At 70.2% G+C, this 16,133-nt stretch carries 21 protein-coding genes, 1 tRNA gene and 3 pseudogenes; 10 read left to right on the top strand and 15 right to left on the bottom strand.

The genetic code is table 11. The annotated features are described in order from the left end of the window. Positions 1-12: 12 nt before the first annotated feature. From G7085_RS15155 to G7085_RS30710, 14 genes are all read right to left on the bottom strand, one after another. Positions 13-645 carry a vWA domain-containing protein gene (locus tag G7085_RS15155; protein ID WP_197511611.1) on the bottom strand — a complete coding sequence of 211 codons (633 nt, stop codon included), beginning with the start codon at positions 643-645 and terminating at the stop codon, positions 13-15. Positions 646-821: 176 nt separating this feature from the next. Then, positions 822-1,820 carry a M14 family zinc carboxypeptidase gene (locus tag G7085_RS15150; protein WP_331715707.1) on the bottom strand — a complete coding sequence of 333 codons (999 nt, stop codon included), beginning with the start codon at positions 1,818-1,820 and terminating at the stop codon, positions 822-824. 796 nt (positions 1,821-2,616) lie between these two features. Next, positions 2,617-2,754 (bottom strand): hypothetical protein, encoded by a 138-nt coding sequence (locus G7085_RS15145; protein WP_197511609.1) that lies wholly within the window; start codon positions 2,752-2,754, stop codon positions 2,617-2,619. Beyond that, a complete protein-coding gene (locus G7085_RS15140) occupies positions 2,751-3,092 on the bottom strand; it encodes a hypothetical protein (protein ID WP_197511608.1) in 342 nt (113 codons plus the stop codon). The genes G7085_RS15145 and G7085_RS15140 overlap by 4 nt, the downstream gene beginning before the upstream one ends. Before the next feature lie 87 nt (positions 3,093-3,179). Continuing rightward, entirely contained in the window at positions 3,180-3,338 is a 159-nt protein-coding gene (locus G7085_RS15135) for a hypothetical protein (protein WP_197511607.1), read from the bottom strand. After that, positions 3,332-3,601 carry a hypothetical protein gene (locus tag G7085_RS15130; RefSeq protein WP_197511606.1) on the bottom strand — a complete coding sequence of 90 codons (270 nt, stop codon included), beginning with the start codon at positions 3,599-3,601 and terminating at the stop codon, positions 3,332-3,334. Before G7085_RS15130 ends, G7085_RS15135 begins: the two co-directional genes overlap by 7 nt. 34 nt (positions 3,602-3,635) lie before the next feature. Beyond that, the gene (locus G7085_RS15125) at positions 3,636-4,049 is read right to left on the bottom strand and encodes a vWA domain-containing protein (RefSeq protein WP_197511605.1); all 414 of its coding nucleotides are present in this window, start codon (positions 4,047-4,049) and stop codon (positions 3,636-3,638) included. 43 nt (positions 4,050-4,092) lie between these two features. After that, entirely contained in the window at positions 4,093-4,467 is a 375-nt protein-coding gene (locus G7085_RS15120; RefSeq protein ID WP_197511604.1) for a hypothetical protein, read from the bottom strand. Continuing rightward, positions 4,464-4,787: a S8 family serine peptidase gene (locus G7085_RS15115; RefSeq protein WP_197511603.1), complete on the bottom strand. Its 324-nt coding sequence runs from the start codon at positions 4,785-4,787 to the stop codon at positions 4,464-4,466. The genes G7085_RS15120 and G7085_RS15115 overlap by 4 nt, the downstream gene beginning before the upstream one ends. 169 nt (positions 4,788-4,956) lie before the next feature. Next, complete coding sequence (locus G7085_RS15110; protein ID WP_197511602.1) at positions 4,957-5,715, bottom strand: hypothetical protein; 759 nt, start codon at positions 5,713-5,715, stop codon at positions 4,957-4,959. A gap of 430 nt (positions 5,716-6,145) precedes the next feature. Further along, positions 6,146-6,228, bottom strand: a tRNA-Leu gene (locus G7085_RS15105). A gap of 28 nt (positions 6,229-6,256) precedes the next feature. Next, positions 6,257-6,820, bottom strand: coding sequence for a gluconokinase (locus G7085_RS15100; protein ID WP_231979572.1), 564 nt, complete (start codon positions 6,818-6,820; stop codon positions 6,257-6,259). Then, entirely contained in the window at positions 6,820-7,485 is a 666-nt protein-coding gene (locus G7085_RS30715; protein ID WP_197511601.1) for a GntP family permease, read from the bottom strand. The genes G7085_RS15100 and G7085_RS30715 overlap by 1 nt, the downstream gene beginning before the upstream one ends. Next, on the bottom strand, positions 7,485-8,210 hold the full coding sequence (locus G7085_RS30710) for a GntP family permease (RefSeq protein WP_197511600.1): 726 nt from the start codon (positions 8,208-8,210) through the stop codon (positions 7,485-7,487). Before G7085_RS30710 ends, G7085_RS30715 begins: the two co-directional genes overlap by 1 nt. A 112-nt stretch (positions 8,211-8,322) precedes the next feature. Between G7085_RS30710 and G7085_RS15085 the strand changes: the two genes are divergently transcribed. From G7085_RS15085 to G7085_RS35170, 7 genes and pseudogenes are all read left to right on the top strand, one after another. Next, positions 8,323-8,574, top strand: a complete 252-nt coding sequence (locus tag G7085_RS15085; RefSeq protein ID WP_197511599.1) for a FadR/GntR family transcriptional regulator — start codon at positions 8,323-8,325, stop codon at positions 8,572-8,574. Next, positions 8,571-9,026, top strand: coding sequence for a FadR/GntR family transcriptional regulator (locus G7085_RS15080; protein WP_197511598.1), 456 nt, complete (start codon positions 8,571-8,573; stop codon positions 9,024-9,026). Before G7085_RS15085 ends, G7085_RS15080 begins: the two co-directional genes overlap by 4 nt. 125 nt (positions 9,027-9,151) lie before the next feature. Beyond that, the gene (locus tag G7085_RS36370; RefSeq protein ID WP_231979571.1) at positions 9,152-11,443 is read left to right on the top strand and encodes an extracellular solute-binding protein; all 2,292 of its coding nucleotides are present in this window, start codon (positions 9,152-9,154) and stop codon (positions 11,441-11,443) included. A gap of 244 nt (positions 11,444-11,687) precedes the next feature. Beyond that, positions 11,688-11,963, top strand: a complete 276-nt coding sequence (locus G7085_RS26710; protein WP_231979570.1) for a hypothetical protein — start codon at positions 11,688-11,690, stop codon at positions 11,961-11,963. Then, positions 11,954-12,256, top strand: a pseudogene (locus tag G7085_RS26705) (carbohydrate ABC transporter permease); the annotation flags it as partial. The gene G7085_RS26710 and the pseudogene G7085_RS26705, both read left to right, overlap by 10 nt. 518 nt (positions 12,257-12,774) lie before the next feature. Next, positions 12,775-12,954 (top strand): annotated as a pseudogene (locus tag G7085_RS26700) (ABC transporter permease subunit); the annotation flags it as partial. A 239-nt stretch (positions 12,955-13,193) separates the two neighbouring features. Continuing rightward, positions 13,194-13,672, top strand: a pseudogene (locus G7085_RS35170) (glycoside hydrolase family 130 protein). Positions 13,673-13,726: 54 nt separating this feature from the next. Here the strand turns inward: G7085_RS35170 and G7085_RS30700 are convergent. Continuing rightward, the gene (locus G7085_RS30700) at positions 13,727-13,966 is read right to left on the bottom strand and encodes a hypothetical protein (RefSeq protein ID WP_197513096.1); all 240 of its coding nucleotides are present in this window, start codon (positions 13,964-13,966) and stop codon (positions 13,727-13,729) included. Between the two features lie 9 nt (positions 13,967-13,975). Between G7085_RS30700 and G7085_RS30695 the strand changes: the two genes are divergently transcribed. The 3 genes from G7085_RS30695 (at position 13,976) to G7085_RS15030 (ending at position 16,013) form a co-directional block, all read left to right on the top strand. After that, positions 13,976-14,179 (top strand): hypothetical protein, encoded by a 204-nt coding sequence (locus G7085_RS30695; RefSeq protein ID WP_331715706.1) that lies wholly within the window; start codon positions 13,976-13,978, stop codon positions 14,177-14,179. Between the two features lie 497 nt (positions 14,180-14,676). Next, entirely contained in the window at positions 14,677-15,615 is a 939-nt protein-coding gene (locus G7085_RS15035; protein WP_197513095.1) for a hypothetical protein, read from the top strand. Continuing rightward, positions 15,612-16,013, top strand: coding sequence for a hypothetical protein (locus tag G7085_RS15030; RefSeq protein ID WP_197513094.1), 402 nt, complete (start codon positions 15,612-15,614; stop codon positions 16,011-16,013). The genes G7085_RS15035 and G7085_RS15030 overlap by 4 nt, the downstream gene beginning before the upstream one ends. Positions 16,014-16,133 lie beyond the last annotated feature (120 nt).

Genomic DNA, 16,133 nt, shown 5'->3' with positions numbered 1-16,133 from the left:
GCACCCCGGCCGTCAGCTGAGCACGATCTGCTGGTTCGTCGCGCCGGCCAGCACCTGGAGAAAGTAGCGGGCGAGCAGGAAGCGGTCGTCGATCGAGAACGACCCGCTCACCCCCACCCAGCCGCCCGCGCCGGCCACCAGGGCGGAGAGGCGGCGGGTTGATGTCGGCCGGCTCCCCCAACCCGATGGCGAACACCCGGTCGTCGAGCGATCCCGACACGTCCGCGATCCAGGCTGGCGCGTTCTCCTGCCCGTCGGTGAGCAGCACCATCGCGGTGTGGTCGAAGTCGGCGGCGGCCGCGTCCAGCAGCAGCGCGGCGGCGGCCACGCCGTCCCCGATGGACGTGGCTCCCGAGGGTTCGGGACATGGGCGGCCACCGCGGCCTGGGCCGCGGCCCGGCCCGGCCCGAACACCTCGGGCCCGGCCTCCACCACCGCCAGCACCGGCTGGGCGTCGTGGTCGAAGCACACCAGGCCCACGCCGTTGGCCGGCTGCAGCACCTCGAGGAACACCGCGGCCGCCTCCCGCAGCACCTCTACTCTGGTGCGTCCGTCACCGGCACCGGCCAGCATCGAGCCCGACCGGTCGAGCGCGAGCGCCACCGCGACCCGCGGCCTGACGATCGAGTTGGCGGTGACCGGCACCGTCCAGGTCTCGTCCGTCTCGCGGCAGCGCACCGTGAGCGTGCCCGCCGCCACCGTCCCCGCGGGCCTGCCGTCCAGGAGACCCAGAGACGCCCCGGGGTCGTGACGCCGGCTCCGGGGCCGGCAGCGTCACGGCCGGCCCGAGCGGCAGCTCGAATCCCCGGTCGGGCCCGCCGTCACCTCGAAGTGCAGGTCGATGGCCCCGCCGCAGTCCCAGCGGACGGCGCCCGAGGTCGTCTCCCCTCGGGCACGTCGACGAAGGCGACCGCCGGGGTCCGCAGCGAGACGGCGAGGCCGTCGGTGACCGCGTGGGCCCCGAGCGCGAGGCGGACAAGGCCCGAGGAGACCTCCCCGATCACCTCGACCGCCGTCGGCCAGGCGGGCTGGAAGGAGGTGCCACACTCGATAGTCCAGGCGTAGACCCTGTTCAGAACGGGATTGGCGAAGTGTCGGCTGTAGGCGTAGTCGTCGCTCGCGCCGGAGGTCGGGTACAGGGTCATCGCCTGCTCGACGTCGTAGACGGCGCCGTGGGCGTCCTGCACCCCGGCTCCGATCCGCTGCGCCAACTCGGTGATGATCGCGACATCGGCGGCCGACACGAACTCCCCCACTCCGTCGCCGAGCCGGCCGCGGACGGTGTCGAGGGCGGGGTTGAGGAACGAGTCGCCGGGTGCGCCGGACTGGTTCTCGTCGTCGCCCCAGCTGTGCAGCACCACCGGCACCGCGGAGTGCACGTCGACATGCCACCGGATCCGCGGGAACCGGTCGAGGATCGCGACGACGTTGCGGGTCTCCGGTTCCGAGGCCGCCGACGGCCCCCGGTAGAGGGTCGGGTGGCAGGGCGAGGAGGAGGCGCTGACGCCCGAGTCGGCGGCGAACCTGGCCGTGTGGTCCCACAGGAAGTCGAAGTTGCGGTTCAGGTCGACGCCCACGCAGTCGGCGCCGGTCATCCCGGTCGGCGCGGGTCGTCGGTTCTTGCGCCATCCTGAGGCGACCGTCTGGCTGTGCGCCCGCCCGTCGGGGTTGACGCACGCGAAGAAGAAGATGTTCAGCGTCTCGACGATCCGGTGGATCTCCGCGGCGGAGTAGGAGGCGCCGCCGTAGCCGAGCCCGGTGCCACCGGCATGGGCCTCGAGGAGGTCGGCGGCGAGCGAGACGAGGGCGTCGGGCGGCACCCACTCCCGGGCGTGCACCCCGCCGAGCAGGAGGATGCCGTCGACGTCGTGGGCGCCCGGGCCCCGACCCGCAGGGCGTGCGTCGCCCGGCCCTCGTGGGTCGGGTTGGGCATGGCGATCAGCTCGCTGGTGGCGGGGAACGCGGCGTGGAGCGCGGCGAGCGCCGATTCGATCTCGGTGACGTTGAGGTACATGGCCCTACTCCTTGCGTCCGACCCCGTGCGGGACGGCCCCCGGGCGGCGAAGCGGTCGCCCCGGCCGACCTCGGCCCTGCGCCGCGACTCCATGTCCGTGAGGTCCTCGAGTTCCTCGATGACGAGGTCGGCTCGGGAGGCACGGGCGGAGTCGAGCCGGGCGCGGGTGATCTCGACGAGCACCTCGACGCCGTCGGCGGTCTGCCGCGCCACCGGCGGCAGCCCGGATCGGCGCCGGTGGCGTCGAGGAACTCGCGCAGTGCGCCGGGCGTCGGCCCGGCGACCCGGCACCACACGAGGTGTTCGTGCGGTGCCGGGGTTCGGGGTGCCTCGGTCACGGCCGGTTCCCGTCCGACTCGAGGTGGTCGGCCGCCCGGCGCAGGGCCTCGGCCAGCAGGCTCGACGGATCGTCGGCCCGATCGTCACGGCCGGCTGGACCGGCCTGCCGGGCTGGACGGGCCTGCCGGGCCGCGGTCCGGGTCGCTCCGGCCCGCCCGCGCACTTCGCGATGCATTCGAGGAGCTCGGCGAGGCTGCTGCCCTGCCTGCGAAGTGCCGCATCCAGCATCCTGGCGAGGCGACGGTCGAGCTTGAGGGCCCTGGTCAGGGCGTCGAAGTTGTCGGCGCAGCCTCCGGTGTCGTCGTCACCGGTCGGGGGCTTCGGGTCCTCCGGGGCTTGGGCACGTAGATCGACCCGGTCACCAACTGCTCGCGCGTGAACCGCTCGCGGTGCAGGGTCACTCCCTCCGCCACCACCCGGAACCGGTAGAGGCCGAAGTGGTTGGCGGGGTGGTCGGCCGTGTAGACGCCGCCGCCGACGTGCCCAGCTTGATCAGGTCGGGCCCGGCCGGGCCGGTGAGTTCGGCACGGACGTTGGCGCGGTCGTCCTCGACGGGGATCCCGAACTCGGAGAGCCTGGCCGTCAGCGTCATCACCGTGCCGGGATCGATGCCCTTCTGGTGCAGCTCGGCGACCATGGTGAGGCTGGAGCGGCTGTGGACCTCGACCGCGTACCTGGCGCCGTGGGTGACCGCGTGCTCGAACGCCCTGGGTCGGTCTGCTCCAGCTTCGCGAGCCACTCCTTGTAGCCGCGCGGCTCGGCCTCCAACAGCGCCGTCCACTCCCCTCCCAGTGCTCACCGCCGCCTGCGTCGACCCAGGGCAGGTTCAGCCGGTAGTAGGCGACGTTGGCGCCGGTGACGTAGGCGGCGCCCGGCGAGGCGGGGTGATGGTCTCGCCGCGCGGGGTGATGAGCGTGTAGCTCACCACGTCGGGCGACGGGAGGAGCGCGATGACGTCGGTGGCCGAGTCGGCGCGCGTCAGCACGAATCCGATCTTGGCGATGTCGTTGGACTTGAGGTAGCCGTCGGGTCGAGCACGATCTGCTCGTTGGTGACGCCTGCCAGGATCTGCAGGTAGTACTTGGCGAGCAGGAACCGCTCGTCCGGGGACAGCACACCGGTCATGTTGACGTAGCCTCCGGTTCCGTTGGTCAGCGCGGTCAGCGCGGCGGGGTTGATCACGGACGGCTCGCCCAGCCCGATGGCGAACACCTTGTCGTCGATGCCGCCTGCCACGTCCGCGATCATGGCGGGGCGTTCTCCTGCCCGTCGGTGAGCACGATCATGGCCGTGGTGTCGTAGCCGGGGGCGGCGGCGTCGAGGAGCAGTCCCCCGGCAAGCACGCCGTCGCCGATGGACGTCGCGCCCGCCGGGTTGGGGACGTGGGAGGCGACGGCCGCGGCGGCCTGCGCCCTCCCGACCCGAAGATCTCGGCCCCGGCGTCGACGACGTTCAACACGGGCGCCGCGTCGTGGTCGAAGCGCACGATGCCGATCCCGGTGTCGGCCCTCAGCAGGTCGACCATCACATTCGCGGACTCGCGCAGCACCTCGACCCTCGACCGGCCGTCGCCGGCGCCCCAGTCCATCGACCCCGACTTGTCCATCACCATCACGACGGCGGCGGTGGGCCGCTCGATGGTGTTGGCCGAGATCGGGACGCTCCACTGCTCGAGGGTGTCGACGGAGCGGACCACGATCTCCCGGTCGCGGTGTCGCCCGCGGCGGTGCCGGTGTAGGTCAGCCAGATCCGCGCGTGCCCGGTGACACCGGCGCCGGGGCCGGGACGGTGGCCGAGGATCCGAGGAGCAGCTGGAACGAGTTCGCCGGGCCGGTCAGCGTCGTGGGACCGGAGACCACCTCGAAGGTGAGGGGGTCGATCCCCGAGACGGCCCAGACGATGGCGCGGGCCGTCGTCTCGTCCTCCGGCACGTCGTTGAACACGACGCTCGTGGTCTGCAGCTGGATCTTCCTGGCCGCGCGCCGCACCGCCGCGAAGGCGTTGACGCGCCCGAAGCCGTAGTCGTCGTTGTGCCCGTTGCCGTCGTAGACGACACCGCCGATCCTGTCGGCCGTGTCGTGCATGACCTGGCGGAGCTGGTCGCGCGTCATCATCGGGTCGACCGACAGCGCGAGGGCGGCGCAGCCCGCGGCGCAGGGGCCGCGAAGGAGGTGCCGACCCAGGGGCCGTAGGTGTTGCCGGAGAAGGCGTTGACGACGTCGACCCCGGGCGCGATCAGCTCAACCTCCGGGCCGTGGGCCGCGTTGTCCTCGAGGTCGTTGCGGGTCGACCTGACCACCGCGATGACGTCGGCGTGCGAGACGACCTCGTCGAGCATCACGTCGACGTTGCCGTTGCTCGCGGCCCAGAAGATGGCGGTTCCGAGGCCGCCGCGCCCGTTGGTGGCGGCGTTCTGGAGGGCGAGGTCGAGCACGGTCTGCAGCGCCCAGTCGGCGCCGTTGGGCCGAGGCTGGAGACGATGATGTCGGCGCCGGTCGCAGGGTCTGCACCCCCGACCTCCGTCGACGGGTCGGCCGCGTACGCGATCGATCGGGCGAGCGTCACCTGCGTGCCGACCTGGTCGCCCAGGCAGGCCACGAGCATCAGCTCGGACAGCGGGGCCGCCCCGACCCGCCGCGGCCGTTGCCGCTGCGGGCGCCGACCATGCCTGCGCAGAAGGTGCCGTGGTCGCTGTCGGGCATCCCGGCGGTCCCGACCGTCAGGGCGGCGGGGTTACCGGTGAAGAAGCCGGATCCGGGCCGACCCTGCCGCGAGGTCCTCGTGGCCGGCGTCGAAGCCGTTGTCGACGATGGCCACGCGGATGCCGGCACCCATGGTGTGGTCCCAGGCCTCCTCGGCCGACACGTCGGCCCCGGCGGTGCCCCGCCTGCGCCGGTGTTGTTCCACTGCCACTGGTTGACGTACTCGGGGTCGGTCGGCACGAACCGCTGCGGGATGTGCTCGATGAACGCCGGCTCCGCGAAGACGAAGCGCGGGTCATCGTGGAGGGCGACCGAGGCGTCGAGCGCGTCGCCGCCGCGGTTACGCACCACGAACAGGTTGGGCGCGAAGCGGAGTTCGGTGATGAGGGTGAGGCCCGCGTCGTCGAGCGCTGCGAGGGCCCGGTCCCGGTCGAGGTCGCCGACGACCTGGACCGTGAGTTCGTCGGTGGCGATGGCGGCGCGGCCGTCGGCGTTGATGACGAGGGTGCCCGCCTGCTCCGCCTCGGCGGGGACCTCCCCGCCACGGACGGCCTCGAGGCGCACGCCGTCGGCGGCCAGCAGGAACCATCCCGAGCGTTCGAACGCCGCGAGGGTGTCCTCGTCGAGCTGCGGAACGGCGTCCCTGACGTCGACCCCCACCCGCTCCCCGAGCGGTCCGACCTGAGGGGGCTCCACCGTCGCCCGGACGGCGACGACGTCTACCGGCTCAACCTCGACCGGTTCATTTCTCCTGTAGTAGCGACGAGTCATCTCAGTGCTCCTTCCAGCACACCCGGGAGGGCTCTCGCCATCCCTCGATGCCGTTCAGGAGCGCAGGTGGAGCGCGGCTGATACGTCGCCCGTGCCTCCGGTCGGCTGCGCTGACCGTGTCGCCGGATCGGGCGGCCCGGCCAGGAGCGCGGGCCGCAACGGACTACGCGGTTCGCTCTCACGTGCTGATGGAGCCGGGCCCGTCAACAGTGAGGTTGGCTCCTGCCCGTGGTCGGACCTGTCCGACGCCGAACCTCACCGTGCCCACAACCGGCGCGGGAGACACGAAAACCCGGACGTCGTCCGGGTTTTCGGTTTGTGCGCGCGAGAGGAGTTGAACCTCCACGCCCTTGCGGGCACTGGCACCTGAAGCCAGCGCGTCTGCCATTCCGCCACGCGCGCAGTGGGCCTTGCGACCCGACGCCAAACACTAGCACCTGCCCGGCGTCGGGCACAAAAACCCGGGGCGGCCGCCGGTCAGCCGAGCTCCGGGAACCGCATCCTCAGCATCTGGGCCACCTCGGCCACCACCTCCTCGGGGCGGCCCGTGTTGAGCACCTCGATGCCCTCCTCCCCTCGGCGAGGGCTCGAGGGTCGCCAGCTGCGAGTCGAGCATCGACTGCTGCATGTAGTGGCCCTTCCGGGCGGCGAGCCGGTCGGCGTTGACGTCCTCCGGCAGCACCAGGTGCACGAGGAACACCTCCCCGTCGGCCTCCCGGAGCACCTCGCGGTAGCTCTGGCGCAGCGCGGAGCAGGCGACCACCGTCGAGCGGCCGGAGCCGGCCCGGGCGCTCATCCAGTCCCGCAGCGACCGGAGCCACGGCCAGCGGTCCTCATCGGTCAGCGGCGTGCCCGCACCCATCTTCGCCCGGTTGGCCTCCGAGTGGAAGGCGTCCCCCTCGGCCAGCTCGAGGCCGAACTGCCGGGCGATGCCCTCGCCGATGGTCGTCTTTCCTGTGCCTGCCACGCCCATCACGACGACATGCACAGGCATCACACCAGCCCCGCAACGGCGAAGATGCCCGCCGCGATCGCGAAGCCGACCAGGGCGATGGCGGTCTCGATGACGGTCCAGGTCTTCAGGGTGGTGGGCACGTCCATGCCCATCAGCCGTCCGACCAGCCAGAACCCGGAGTCGTTGACGTGCGAGGCAGCCACCGAGCCCGCCCCGGTGGCCAGCACGATGGCGGCCACCTGGAACTCGTTCAGGCCGGCGGCCGCGACCGCGGGCGCCATGAGGCCGGCCGTGGTGACGAGCGCGACGGTTGCCGAGCCCTGCGCGATGCGCAGCACAAGCGCGACCACGAAGACCGCGAGGATGAGCGGGACTCCGAGGTCGCCCATCACGTCGGCAAGCGCGTCGCCGATGCCGGAGGCGCGCAGCACCCCGCCGAACATGCCACCCGCGCCGGTGACGAGGATCACGGAGCAGACGGGGCCGAGCGCACCGTCAAGGGTCTTCTCGATGGCGGAGCCGGTCTTCCCACGACGGGTGCCGAGCACGACCGAGGTGACAAGGACGGAGATCAGCAGCGCCACCGGGGTCTCACCGACCATCCGGAGCACCTGCACCCAGTAGTTGCCGGCGTCGACGGCGCCGAGGCTCGCGGCCATGTTGAGGCCGGTGTTGAGGAAGATGAGCCCGACGGGCAGGAGCATCAGGGCGATGACGGTGCCGGCGCCGGGGGATCGGCGGGCTGGTCCTCGTCGAGCGCCCCACCGGAGAGGAGGTCGGGGACGGGAAGCCTCCACCGGTTCCCCATCCACATGCCGAGCAGGTAGCTGGTGAGGTACCACGTGGGAAGCGCGACGATCAGGCCCGCGAGCAGCACGAAGCCGACGTTCGCGGAGTACAGCTCGGAAGCGGAGATCGGGCCGGGGTGCGGCGGCAGGAAGACATGCATGACGGAGAAGGCACCGGCCGCGGGCAGACCGTAAACCAGCACCGGCGCCTTCATGCGGCGCGCGACGGCGAAGATGATCGGCAGCATCACGATCAGGCCCGCGTCGAAGAAGATCGGGAACCCGAAGATCAGCGACGCGACGCCCAACGCGAGCGGCGCCCTCTTCTCCCCGAAGAGGCGGATCAGGGCATCGGCGAGCGACTGGGCGCCACCCGACGTCTCGACGAGGCGGCCGAGCATCGCACCGAGGCCGACCAACAGCGCGACCGAGCCCAGTGTCCCGCCGAAACCGCCGACCATCGTCTTGACGATGCCGTCAAAGGGGATCCCGGTGGCGAGCGCGGTGGCCAGCGAGACCACGATCAGCACGAGGAACGCGTGCATCCGGAACCTGATCACCAGGAACAGGATCAGCGCGATGGCCGCCGCCGCTATCCCGAGCAGCGGACCTGCCCCAAGGGTCTGTGTCCAGTCTTCCATGTGTACTCCCTCGTACCCGGGGTCGCCGTTGGACCCCACCTTGAATGGTCACACCATTACACATTGATAGCACCATTGCAAGCAGGCGGTCCACAGTGGGTACTCTGCTGCCATGTCGCGCGACCGGATCGCCCCGCTCGCCGACTCGGTGCTCGACCGGGTCGGCCTCGAGATCGTCGACGGCGTCATCGAGCCTGGGCAGACCTTCACGCTGCAGGAACTCAGCGACCGGTTCGACGTGTCCCGCACCGTCGCGAGGGAGACGATGCGCTCACTGGAGGATCTGAAGCTGGTCGAGGCCCGTCCCCGGATCGGAATCCGGGCGCTCCCCAGCGAGCGCTGGAACGTCTTCTCCCCCGGGTGATCGGCTGGAAGCTCGCCTCGAGCGGGCACGACGCACAGCTACGCACGCTCACCGAACTCCGGGCAGCCGTCGAGCCGATGGCCGCCCTGCATGCCGCCGAGCGTGCCACCGACGCCCAGCGGGAGCGCCTGGCCGTCCTCGCCGACCGACTGAAGGAACTCGGCTCGAGCGGGCGGGGCGACCGGCAGGAGTTCCTGGACGCCGACATCGAGTTCCACACCCTCCTCCTGGTGGCGTCGGGCAATGACATGTTCGCCTCACTCGCCGACGCGATCTCCGAGGTGCTGGTCGGGCGCACCCGGCTCGGCCTGCAGCCGGAGCACCCCGAGCCGGAGGCCCTGCACCGGCACATCGAGCTCGCGCGGGCCGTCTCGGCCGGCGACCGGGCCGCCGCCGAGCTGCACGCGCGCGGCCTGGTGACCGAGGTCCGCGAGGCCCTCAAGGACATCTGAGGGCGGATCCGCGACAGGCGCCGCATCCCGCGGACGCGCCGAAACCGGGAATCAAATTCATCAAACCGCTTGACTTGCTATCAAACCGGTTTTACTTTGAGGTCACCAGCCCAAGGAAGTACCTCATGAACAAGCCGACGATCGGTGACGTCGCCCGCCTCGCGGGAGTCACGAAGGCCACGGTCTCCCACACCTACAGCGGCAAACGCCCGATCTCCACCGCCACGAAGGCGAGGGTGATCGAGGCCGCCGAGCAGCTGCGCTGGGTGCCGAGCTCGAGCGCCCGCGCCCTTGCCACCCGGCGCGCCAACGCGATCGGTGTGGTGCTCGCCCGCGACCCCGAGATCCTGGCCTCGGACGCCTTCTTCCCTCCGTTCATCGCCGGTGTGGAGGTGGCGCTGGCCGAGGTCGAGGCGGCGCTCGTGCTGCAGGTGGTCGGCAACCGGACGGCCGAGGAGCGGGCCTACCGCACCATGGCCGCGGGCAGGGCAGACGGCGTGATCCTCCTCGACCTGCGCCGGCACGACTGGCGGCCGCCGTTCCTTGCCGAGCTGGGCCTGCCTGCCGTCATCCTCGGCGCCTACGACGAGCCGACGCGGTTCTCCTGCGTGCGGACCGACGACGCCACCCCCATGCACGAGCTCGTCACCCACCTCCATTCCCGTGGGCACACCCGGATCGCGCACGTCGCCGGCCCAGGTGACTACGTCCACTCGCACATCCGCGCTCAGGCCTACCTGGATGCGGTGGGCAGCGACGAACTCCTGCGCGTCGGCGACTTCACGGCAGCGAGCGGCAGGACCATCACGGCCGAACTTCTCGGCCTGGCGGCCCGCCCCACAGCGATCCTCTACGCAAACGACACCATGGCCATCGGCGGGTACTCCTACGCCCGTTCGACCGGTCTCCGAGTCCCCAGGACCTGGCGGTCGCGGGATTCGATGACGACCCCATCAGCGCCGAGCTCAGCCCGGCGGTCACCTCCGTGTTCACCGACCCGCACCTGCGCGGGCAGGTGGCAGCTGAGCGCCTGCTCGCCGACCTGGCGGGCGAGGAACCACGCACGGTTCCCCTCGACTGCACGCGCGTCAAGCTGCGCGCAACCACCGCCTGACCACAACCCACAAGGAGTAACAATGAAGATCCTCCGCACAATGGCCGCCTTGACGGCCGTCACTCTGCTCGCCGCCGGATGCGCTGGCGGGAACGGCACCCCGGATGGAAACGACGCTGCCGCCAAGACCGGCGCCATCGACGTCTGGCTCTCCAACAACGAGCAGGAGGTCGCCTGGGGCAAGGCCGTCGTCGAGGCCTGGAACAAGGACCACCCCGACGAGCAGGTCAAGGCCCAGGAGATCCCGGCCGGCTCATCGTCGGAGGAGGCCATCACCGCCGCCATCACGGCAGGCACGTCACCGTGTCTGGTGCTCAACATCTCGACGGCGGCCGTCTCGGGTTGGGTCCGCCAGGGCGGCCTGGTCAACCTCTCCACCACCTTCAAGGACGGCGACTCCTACATCAACGAGCGGACGGGTGGCTCCGCGGAGTTCTACAAGACCGACGGCGGCTTCTACCAGCTTCCGTGGAAGTCGAACCCCGTCATGGTGATGTACAACAAGACCATCTTCGAGAAGGCAGGGATCGACCCGGACAACCCCGGCATGGAGAGCTACGACGGCTTCCTGGCCGGCGCCCGCAAGATCGTCGAGAGCGGCGCCGCCAAGAGCGCCATCTGGCCGGCCCCGACCAGCGAGTTCTACCAGCCCTGGTTCGACTTCTACCCCCTCTACCTCGCGGCGACCGAGGGCACTCCACTCGTGAAGGACGGGAAGGCCACCTTCAACGACGACAACGGCAAGGCGGTGGCCGAGTTCTGGGCCACCATCTACAAGGAGGGCCTGGCGCCCAAGGAGGCATCGACCGACGACGCGATGTCGGCCGGGACGACGTCGATGCAGATGGCCGGGCCATGGGCGATCCCCTCGTACGCGGACACTGTCGACGTCGGCTTCATGGCGGTGCCGACCCCCGACGGGGCCAAGGATCCCTATACCTTCGCCGACTCCAAGAACATCTCCATGTTCACCAGTTGTGAGAACCAGGGCACCGCATGGGAGTTCCTCAAGTTCGCGACGAGCGAGGACAGCGACGGTCAGCTCCTCGAGGCAACCGGGCAGATGCCGATGCGCGGGGACCTCGAGGGCACCTTCCCCGACTACTTCGCGGCCAACCCGAACTACAAGGCGTTCGCGGCACAGACCGAACGCGTCGGCGACGTCCCCAGCATCCCGAACTCGGTCGAGGTGTGGCAGAAGTTCCGCGACGGGTACTCCTCGTCGGTGATCTTCGCCAAGACGCCCATCGACGACTTCCTCTCCGGCACGGCCTCCGAGATCGACAAGCTCGTCGCAGGGTGATCCCATGACCGCCCTGCAACACCCAGGGAGGACCGCGCCGGGCGGTCCCCTGGTTCGGACGGCAACCGATCGGCTCACTCCTTGTGTTGCCCTATCTGGCCTTCGTCCTGACGATCTTCGCCTACCCGCTCGGGTTCGCGGTGTACATGGCGTTCCACGACTACTTCTTCACGGCCCCAGGGGTGAACGTACCGAAGCCGTTCGTCGGCCTCGACAACTTCGTGGCCGTGCTGACCGACCCCAGGTGCTCGGATCCTTCCGCAACACGCTGGTGTTCCTCGTCATCAACGTCCCGCTCACCGTGGCGCTCTCGCTGCTGCTCGCGACCGCCCTCAACGGTGCCATCCGATGGGCGGCGGCGTTCCGCGTCGCCTTCTACGTGCCCTACCTGACTGCCTCCGTCTCGCTCGTCGGCGTCTGGATGCTGCTCTTCTCCTCCGACGGCCTCATCAACACGATCCTCGGCCGCTTGCCCCCGACCCGTCCTGGCTGGTCAATTCGGCCCTCGCGATGCCGATGATCGCCCTGTACGTCACCTGGAAGCAGTTGGGCTTCTACATCCTGCTGTACCTGGCGGCGCTGCAGAACATCCCGTTCGAACTGCACGAGTCCGCAATGGTCGACGGCGCAGGCACCTGGGACAGGTTCCGCAACGTGACCATCCCAGGTGTGCGCACCACCACGACGCTCGTGCTGGTGCTGTCGATCATCACCGGCGCGAACCTGTTCACCGAGCCCTACCTGCTCACCGCTGGCGGCGGTCCGGACGGCGCATCGACCACCCCCGTCCTGCTCATCTACCAGCAGGGCATCCAGCAGCAGAACCCGGACACGGCGGCGGCGATCGGCATGATCCTCGTCGTCCTGGTGGGCTCCTGTCTCTGGTGGCCTCACGCATCACAAGGGAGGCGTAGCCATGAAGACCCCACGCCTCTCCTGGCTCAGGTATCTGCTCCTGACCGCGGCCGCCCTCCTGTTCGCGTTCCCTTCTATTTCATGCTCGTCGGAGCGTTCCAGCAGAACCCGACAAACTCACCGTCGAGCCTCGTGCCCACCTCGGGCTGGACGACGCAGAACTTCGCCAACATCAACTCCCGCATCGACCTGCTCGGCTCTCTTGCCAACTCGCTGATCTTCACGCTCGGCGTGCTGGCGGGCACGGTGACCTTCGGGCTGCTCGCCGGCTACGCCATCGCCCGGCTCGACTTCCGCGGCCGGGGCGTGGTCTGGGTGCTGATGCTGCTCGTCCAGATGGTGCCCTTCCAACTGCTGATGATCCCGCTCTACGTGCAGATCACGCGGGCTTCGGGCTCGGCGACAGCTACCTCGGGATGGTCGCCCCGTTCGCCATCAACACCACCGCCGTGTTCATCTTCACGCAGTTCTTCAAGGCACTCCCACAGGAGATCTTCGAGGCTGCCCGGATCGACGGCGCAGGCGAACTCCGCCTGCTGACAACGATCGCGGTCCCGCTCGTGCGCCCGGCGCTCGTGACCGTGATCCTCGTGACCTTCATCGGCCCATGGAACGAGTTCCTGTGGCCCTTCCTGATCACGAAGGACGCGTCCATGCAGCCGCTGGCCGTCTCCCTGGCGAACTACATCTCAAACGTGGCCCAGTCCACCTCGAACCCGAACGGGCCATCCTCGCCGGCGCGACGGCCCTTGCGCTTCCCGTCGTGGTCCTCTTCATCGTCTTCCAGCGCTACTTCAAGGCTTCCGACATCGGATCGGCAATCAAGGGATAGTCCATGCACGACACACAATTGTTCACCGACGCACGCTTCCCACTCGGGCCTTTCGAGCCCTTCGCCGGGAACCCGATCCTGCGTCCACAGGGAGGGACGTGGGAGTCCTCGAACCTCTACAACCCGGCCGCCATCGTGGACGGCGACGAGGTGGTGCTCCTCTACCGGGCCCACGCCGAGGACATCGTCTCCCACGTCGGCCTCGCCCGGAGCCGCGACGGGTACCACTTCGAGCGGGAATCCGAGCCCATCTTCTCCCCGTGGAGGACTACGAGCGGTTCGGATGCGAGGATCCACGGATCGCCTTGATCGACGGAACGTACTACCTGACCTACACCGGTTGGGACCGCCGATCGGCCCAGCTGTGCCTGGCCACCTCGACCGATCTGCACACCTGGAACAGGCACGGCCCCTCTTCCCCGACTTCGACACCTTCGCCACCGTCGACCCCCGCGGGTTCGGGTGGTCGAAGGCCGGCGTGATCGTCCCCACCGGATGCACGGCAAGTGGTGGATGTACTTCGGTGAGGGCGCGATCTACTGGGCCACCAGCGACGACCTGATCCACTGGGAAGCGGGGACCTCCCACCTCGAGCCCATGTACGAGCCGACGCCCGGCTCCTTCGACGCCGACCTGGTCGAGATCGGCACCTCTCCCGTGCTCACCGACAACGGCCTCCTGCTGATGCTGACCAACGGGCCACCCGGCAGTTCAACGCCGACGGCTCGGTCGACGTCGACTACCGCTGCGGTCAGATCGTCATCGATCCCGACCACCCGACGCAGGTGCTGGCACGGATGCAGGTGCCGTGGTTGGCGCCACAGACCTACGAGGACACCCACGGCCTCGTGTCGAACGTCACCTTCGTGGAAGGTCTCGTCTTCTTCCGGGACACGTGGTTCGCCTACTACGGCCAGTCCGACACCACCCTCGCCGTCGCCGTCTGCGACCCGGCGACGGGCTGGGGACGCGCCTCCGGCCTCGGCTGACATCCGGGCCGACACCCCCATCGCCTTCACCGCGCCCCTCCCGGGCCCGTTCTCCCACCCGCAGCCTCATCACCGCGGGGCATCACCGGAGTTCACCGACCCCGCGTTGCGCCCCGGCTCACCGACCATCGGAGCAACCATCATGACAACCCGACGCACCTTCCTGACCGCCGCAGGAGCGGCACCCCTCGCGGCGGCACTCACCACCCGGACCGCCAACGCGGACACCGGCCGTCCGGCGCCAGGGGACGAGGGCCGCACGCCCGCGCTCACCAACCTCGCCCACCTCCGCTTCCTGCTGGACGAGGTGCCGCTGCCCCCGCTGCCCACCCACACGACCCACGACATCTCGACCGAGCCGTCCGGCCTCGCCCCTGGACCTATGCCGATGCGCAGGGGAGTCGTTCCGTCGGGTCGGCGGTGGCTCCCTCGACCAGGCCACGGGGCATTGGAGCCAGGGCGCCTACAACGCCGACGACATCGCCCGAGCCGCTGTCGTGTTCCTGCGCGCATGGCGGGCCACGGGCGAGACCCGCGCCAGGGACGACGCCCGCGGCCTGCTGCGCACCCTCACCTACCTGCAGAACGCGGGCGGCCCCGACGCCGGCCGTGTCGTCCTCTGGCAGCAGAGCGACGGCGAACTGAACCCGAGCGCGATCCCCGTGGAACTGCCCGACCCGTCCGACTCCGCGGAGTCGTACTGGCTGGCGCGTACCGTCTGGGCGCTCGGCGAAGGCTATGCGGCCTTCCGCTCGAGCGACGCGGCGTTCGCCGCCTTCCTGCTCGCCCGGCTCCACCTGTGCCTCGACGCACTGGAGAAGGAGTCGCTCGGCCGCTACGGGAAGTGGGTGACCAGCGACGGCCGACGACTGCCCGCCTGGCTCATCACCGGCGGCGCCGACGCGACCGCGGAGGCCATGCTCGGGCTCACCTCCGCGTTGAGGGCCACACCCTCCGATCGTCGGATCGCGCGGGCGCTGGACCGCTACGGAGAGGGGGTCGCCGCGATGGCCACGCCCCGTGACGGAGGATGGCCATTCGGCGCCGTGCTGCCCTGGACGGGTTCGCTCGGCTTCTGGCATGCCTGGGGTGCGGCCGCCCCGAGGCCCTCGGACGGGCGGGTGCCCTGCGTGGGCGCCCCGACTGGCGTCGCGCCGCAATCGCCGACGCGGGCACGTTCACCCCACTGCTCCTGGCCTGCGGCGGGCCGGCGAACGCATGGGCACCGGTCCCGGCCGAGGCCCAGATCGCGTACGGCGCCCATGGCAGGGTGGCCGCGGCCATGGCCGCGGCCGGGGCCGGCGGAGGTCCGGGCATGCTCGAAGTCGCGGGAATCGCGGCGGGATGGTTCTTCGGCGCGAACACCGCGGGCATCGCGACCTACCAACCCGCCAGCGGGGTCACGTTCGACGGCGTCGAGACCGACGGGCGGGTGAATCGGAACTCCGGTGCGGAGTCGACCATCCACGGCCTGCTCACCATGCAGATCCTCGATGCGAACCGTCGGGTGGCCTCGATCGCCGCGTCCATCACCGGGATCGCGGATCACAACGGCCTCTCCGTCCTCCCCGCCTCGGCCGCCTCCCTCAGCGAGGGTTGCGAGGTGATCCGTCCCGAGGGTGGAGCCTGGACCGGCGAGGGGAACCTCGTTGACGGAAGCTACGTACACGTCCCTGACGGCGAATGGGTCGAGTTCGAGGTGCACTCGCCCGAGGGGTACCTGCATCCGATCGCCTGGCGCACCTCCGCAGATGCCGGGACGGCGCAGTGGCGCATCGTGGGCGGACGCGGTCTCGGTTCCACCCTGAACGGCGGGACCGGCGCCCGGGCCTGACTGAGAGCGACGGGTCGCTCGTCCCCCAGCCACTCAGGGTGCCCTCCCGGGCGGAACGGTCCGCGTCCGTTGCACCAGCAGGGGCGAGCTGCGCCACAACGCGCTGATCGTCCGCCCGGC

This window comes from Tessaracoccus coleopterorum, from assembly GCF_011174705.1.
Lineage (GTDB): Bacteria > Actinomycetota > Actinomycetes > Propionibacteriales > Propionibacteriaceae > Arachnia > Arachnia coleopterorum.
This window is presented reverse-complemented; position numbering and strand designations above follow the sequence as displayed.

Coding starts and splice junctions, on each gene's coding strand:
- G7085_RS15130 (WP_197511606.1), bottom strand. CDS start 3,601: ATGATCGCGGACGTGGCAGGCGGCATCGACGACAAGGTGTTCGCCATC.
- G7085_RS15120 (WP_197511604.1), bottom strand. CDS start 4,467: ATGATGACGCGCGACCAGCTCCGCCAGGTCATGCACGACACGGCCGAC.
- G7085_RS15100 (WP_231979572.1), bottom strand. CDS start 6,820: ATGCCTGTGCATGTCGTCGTGATGGGCGTGGCAGGCACAGGAAAGACG.
- G7085_RS30715 (WP_197511601.1), bottom strand. CDS start 7,485: ATGCTCCTGCCCGTCGGGCTCATCTTCCTCAACACCGGCCTCAACATG.
- G7085_RS30710 (WP_197511600.1), bottom strand. CDS start 8,210: ATGGAAGACTGGACACAGACCCTTGGGGCAGGTCCGCTGCTCGGGATA.
- G7085_RS15085 (WP_197511599.1), top strand. CDS start 8,323: ATGTCGCGCGACCGGATCGCCCCGCTCGCCGACTCGGTGCTCGACCGG.
- G7085_RS36370 (WP_231979571.1), top strand. CDS start 9,152: ATGAACAAGCCGACGATCGGTGACGTCGCCCGCCTCGCGGGAGTCACG.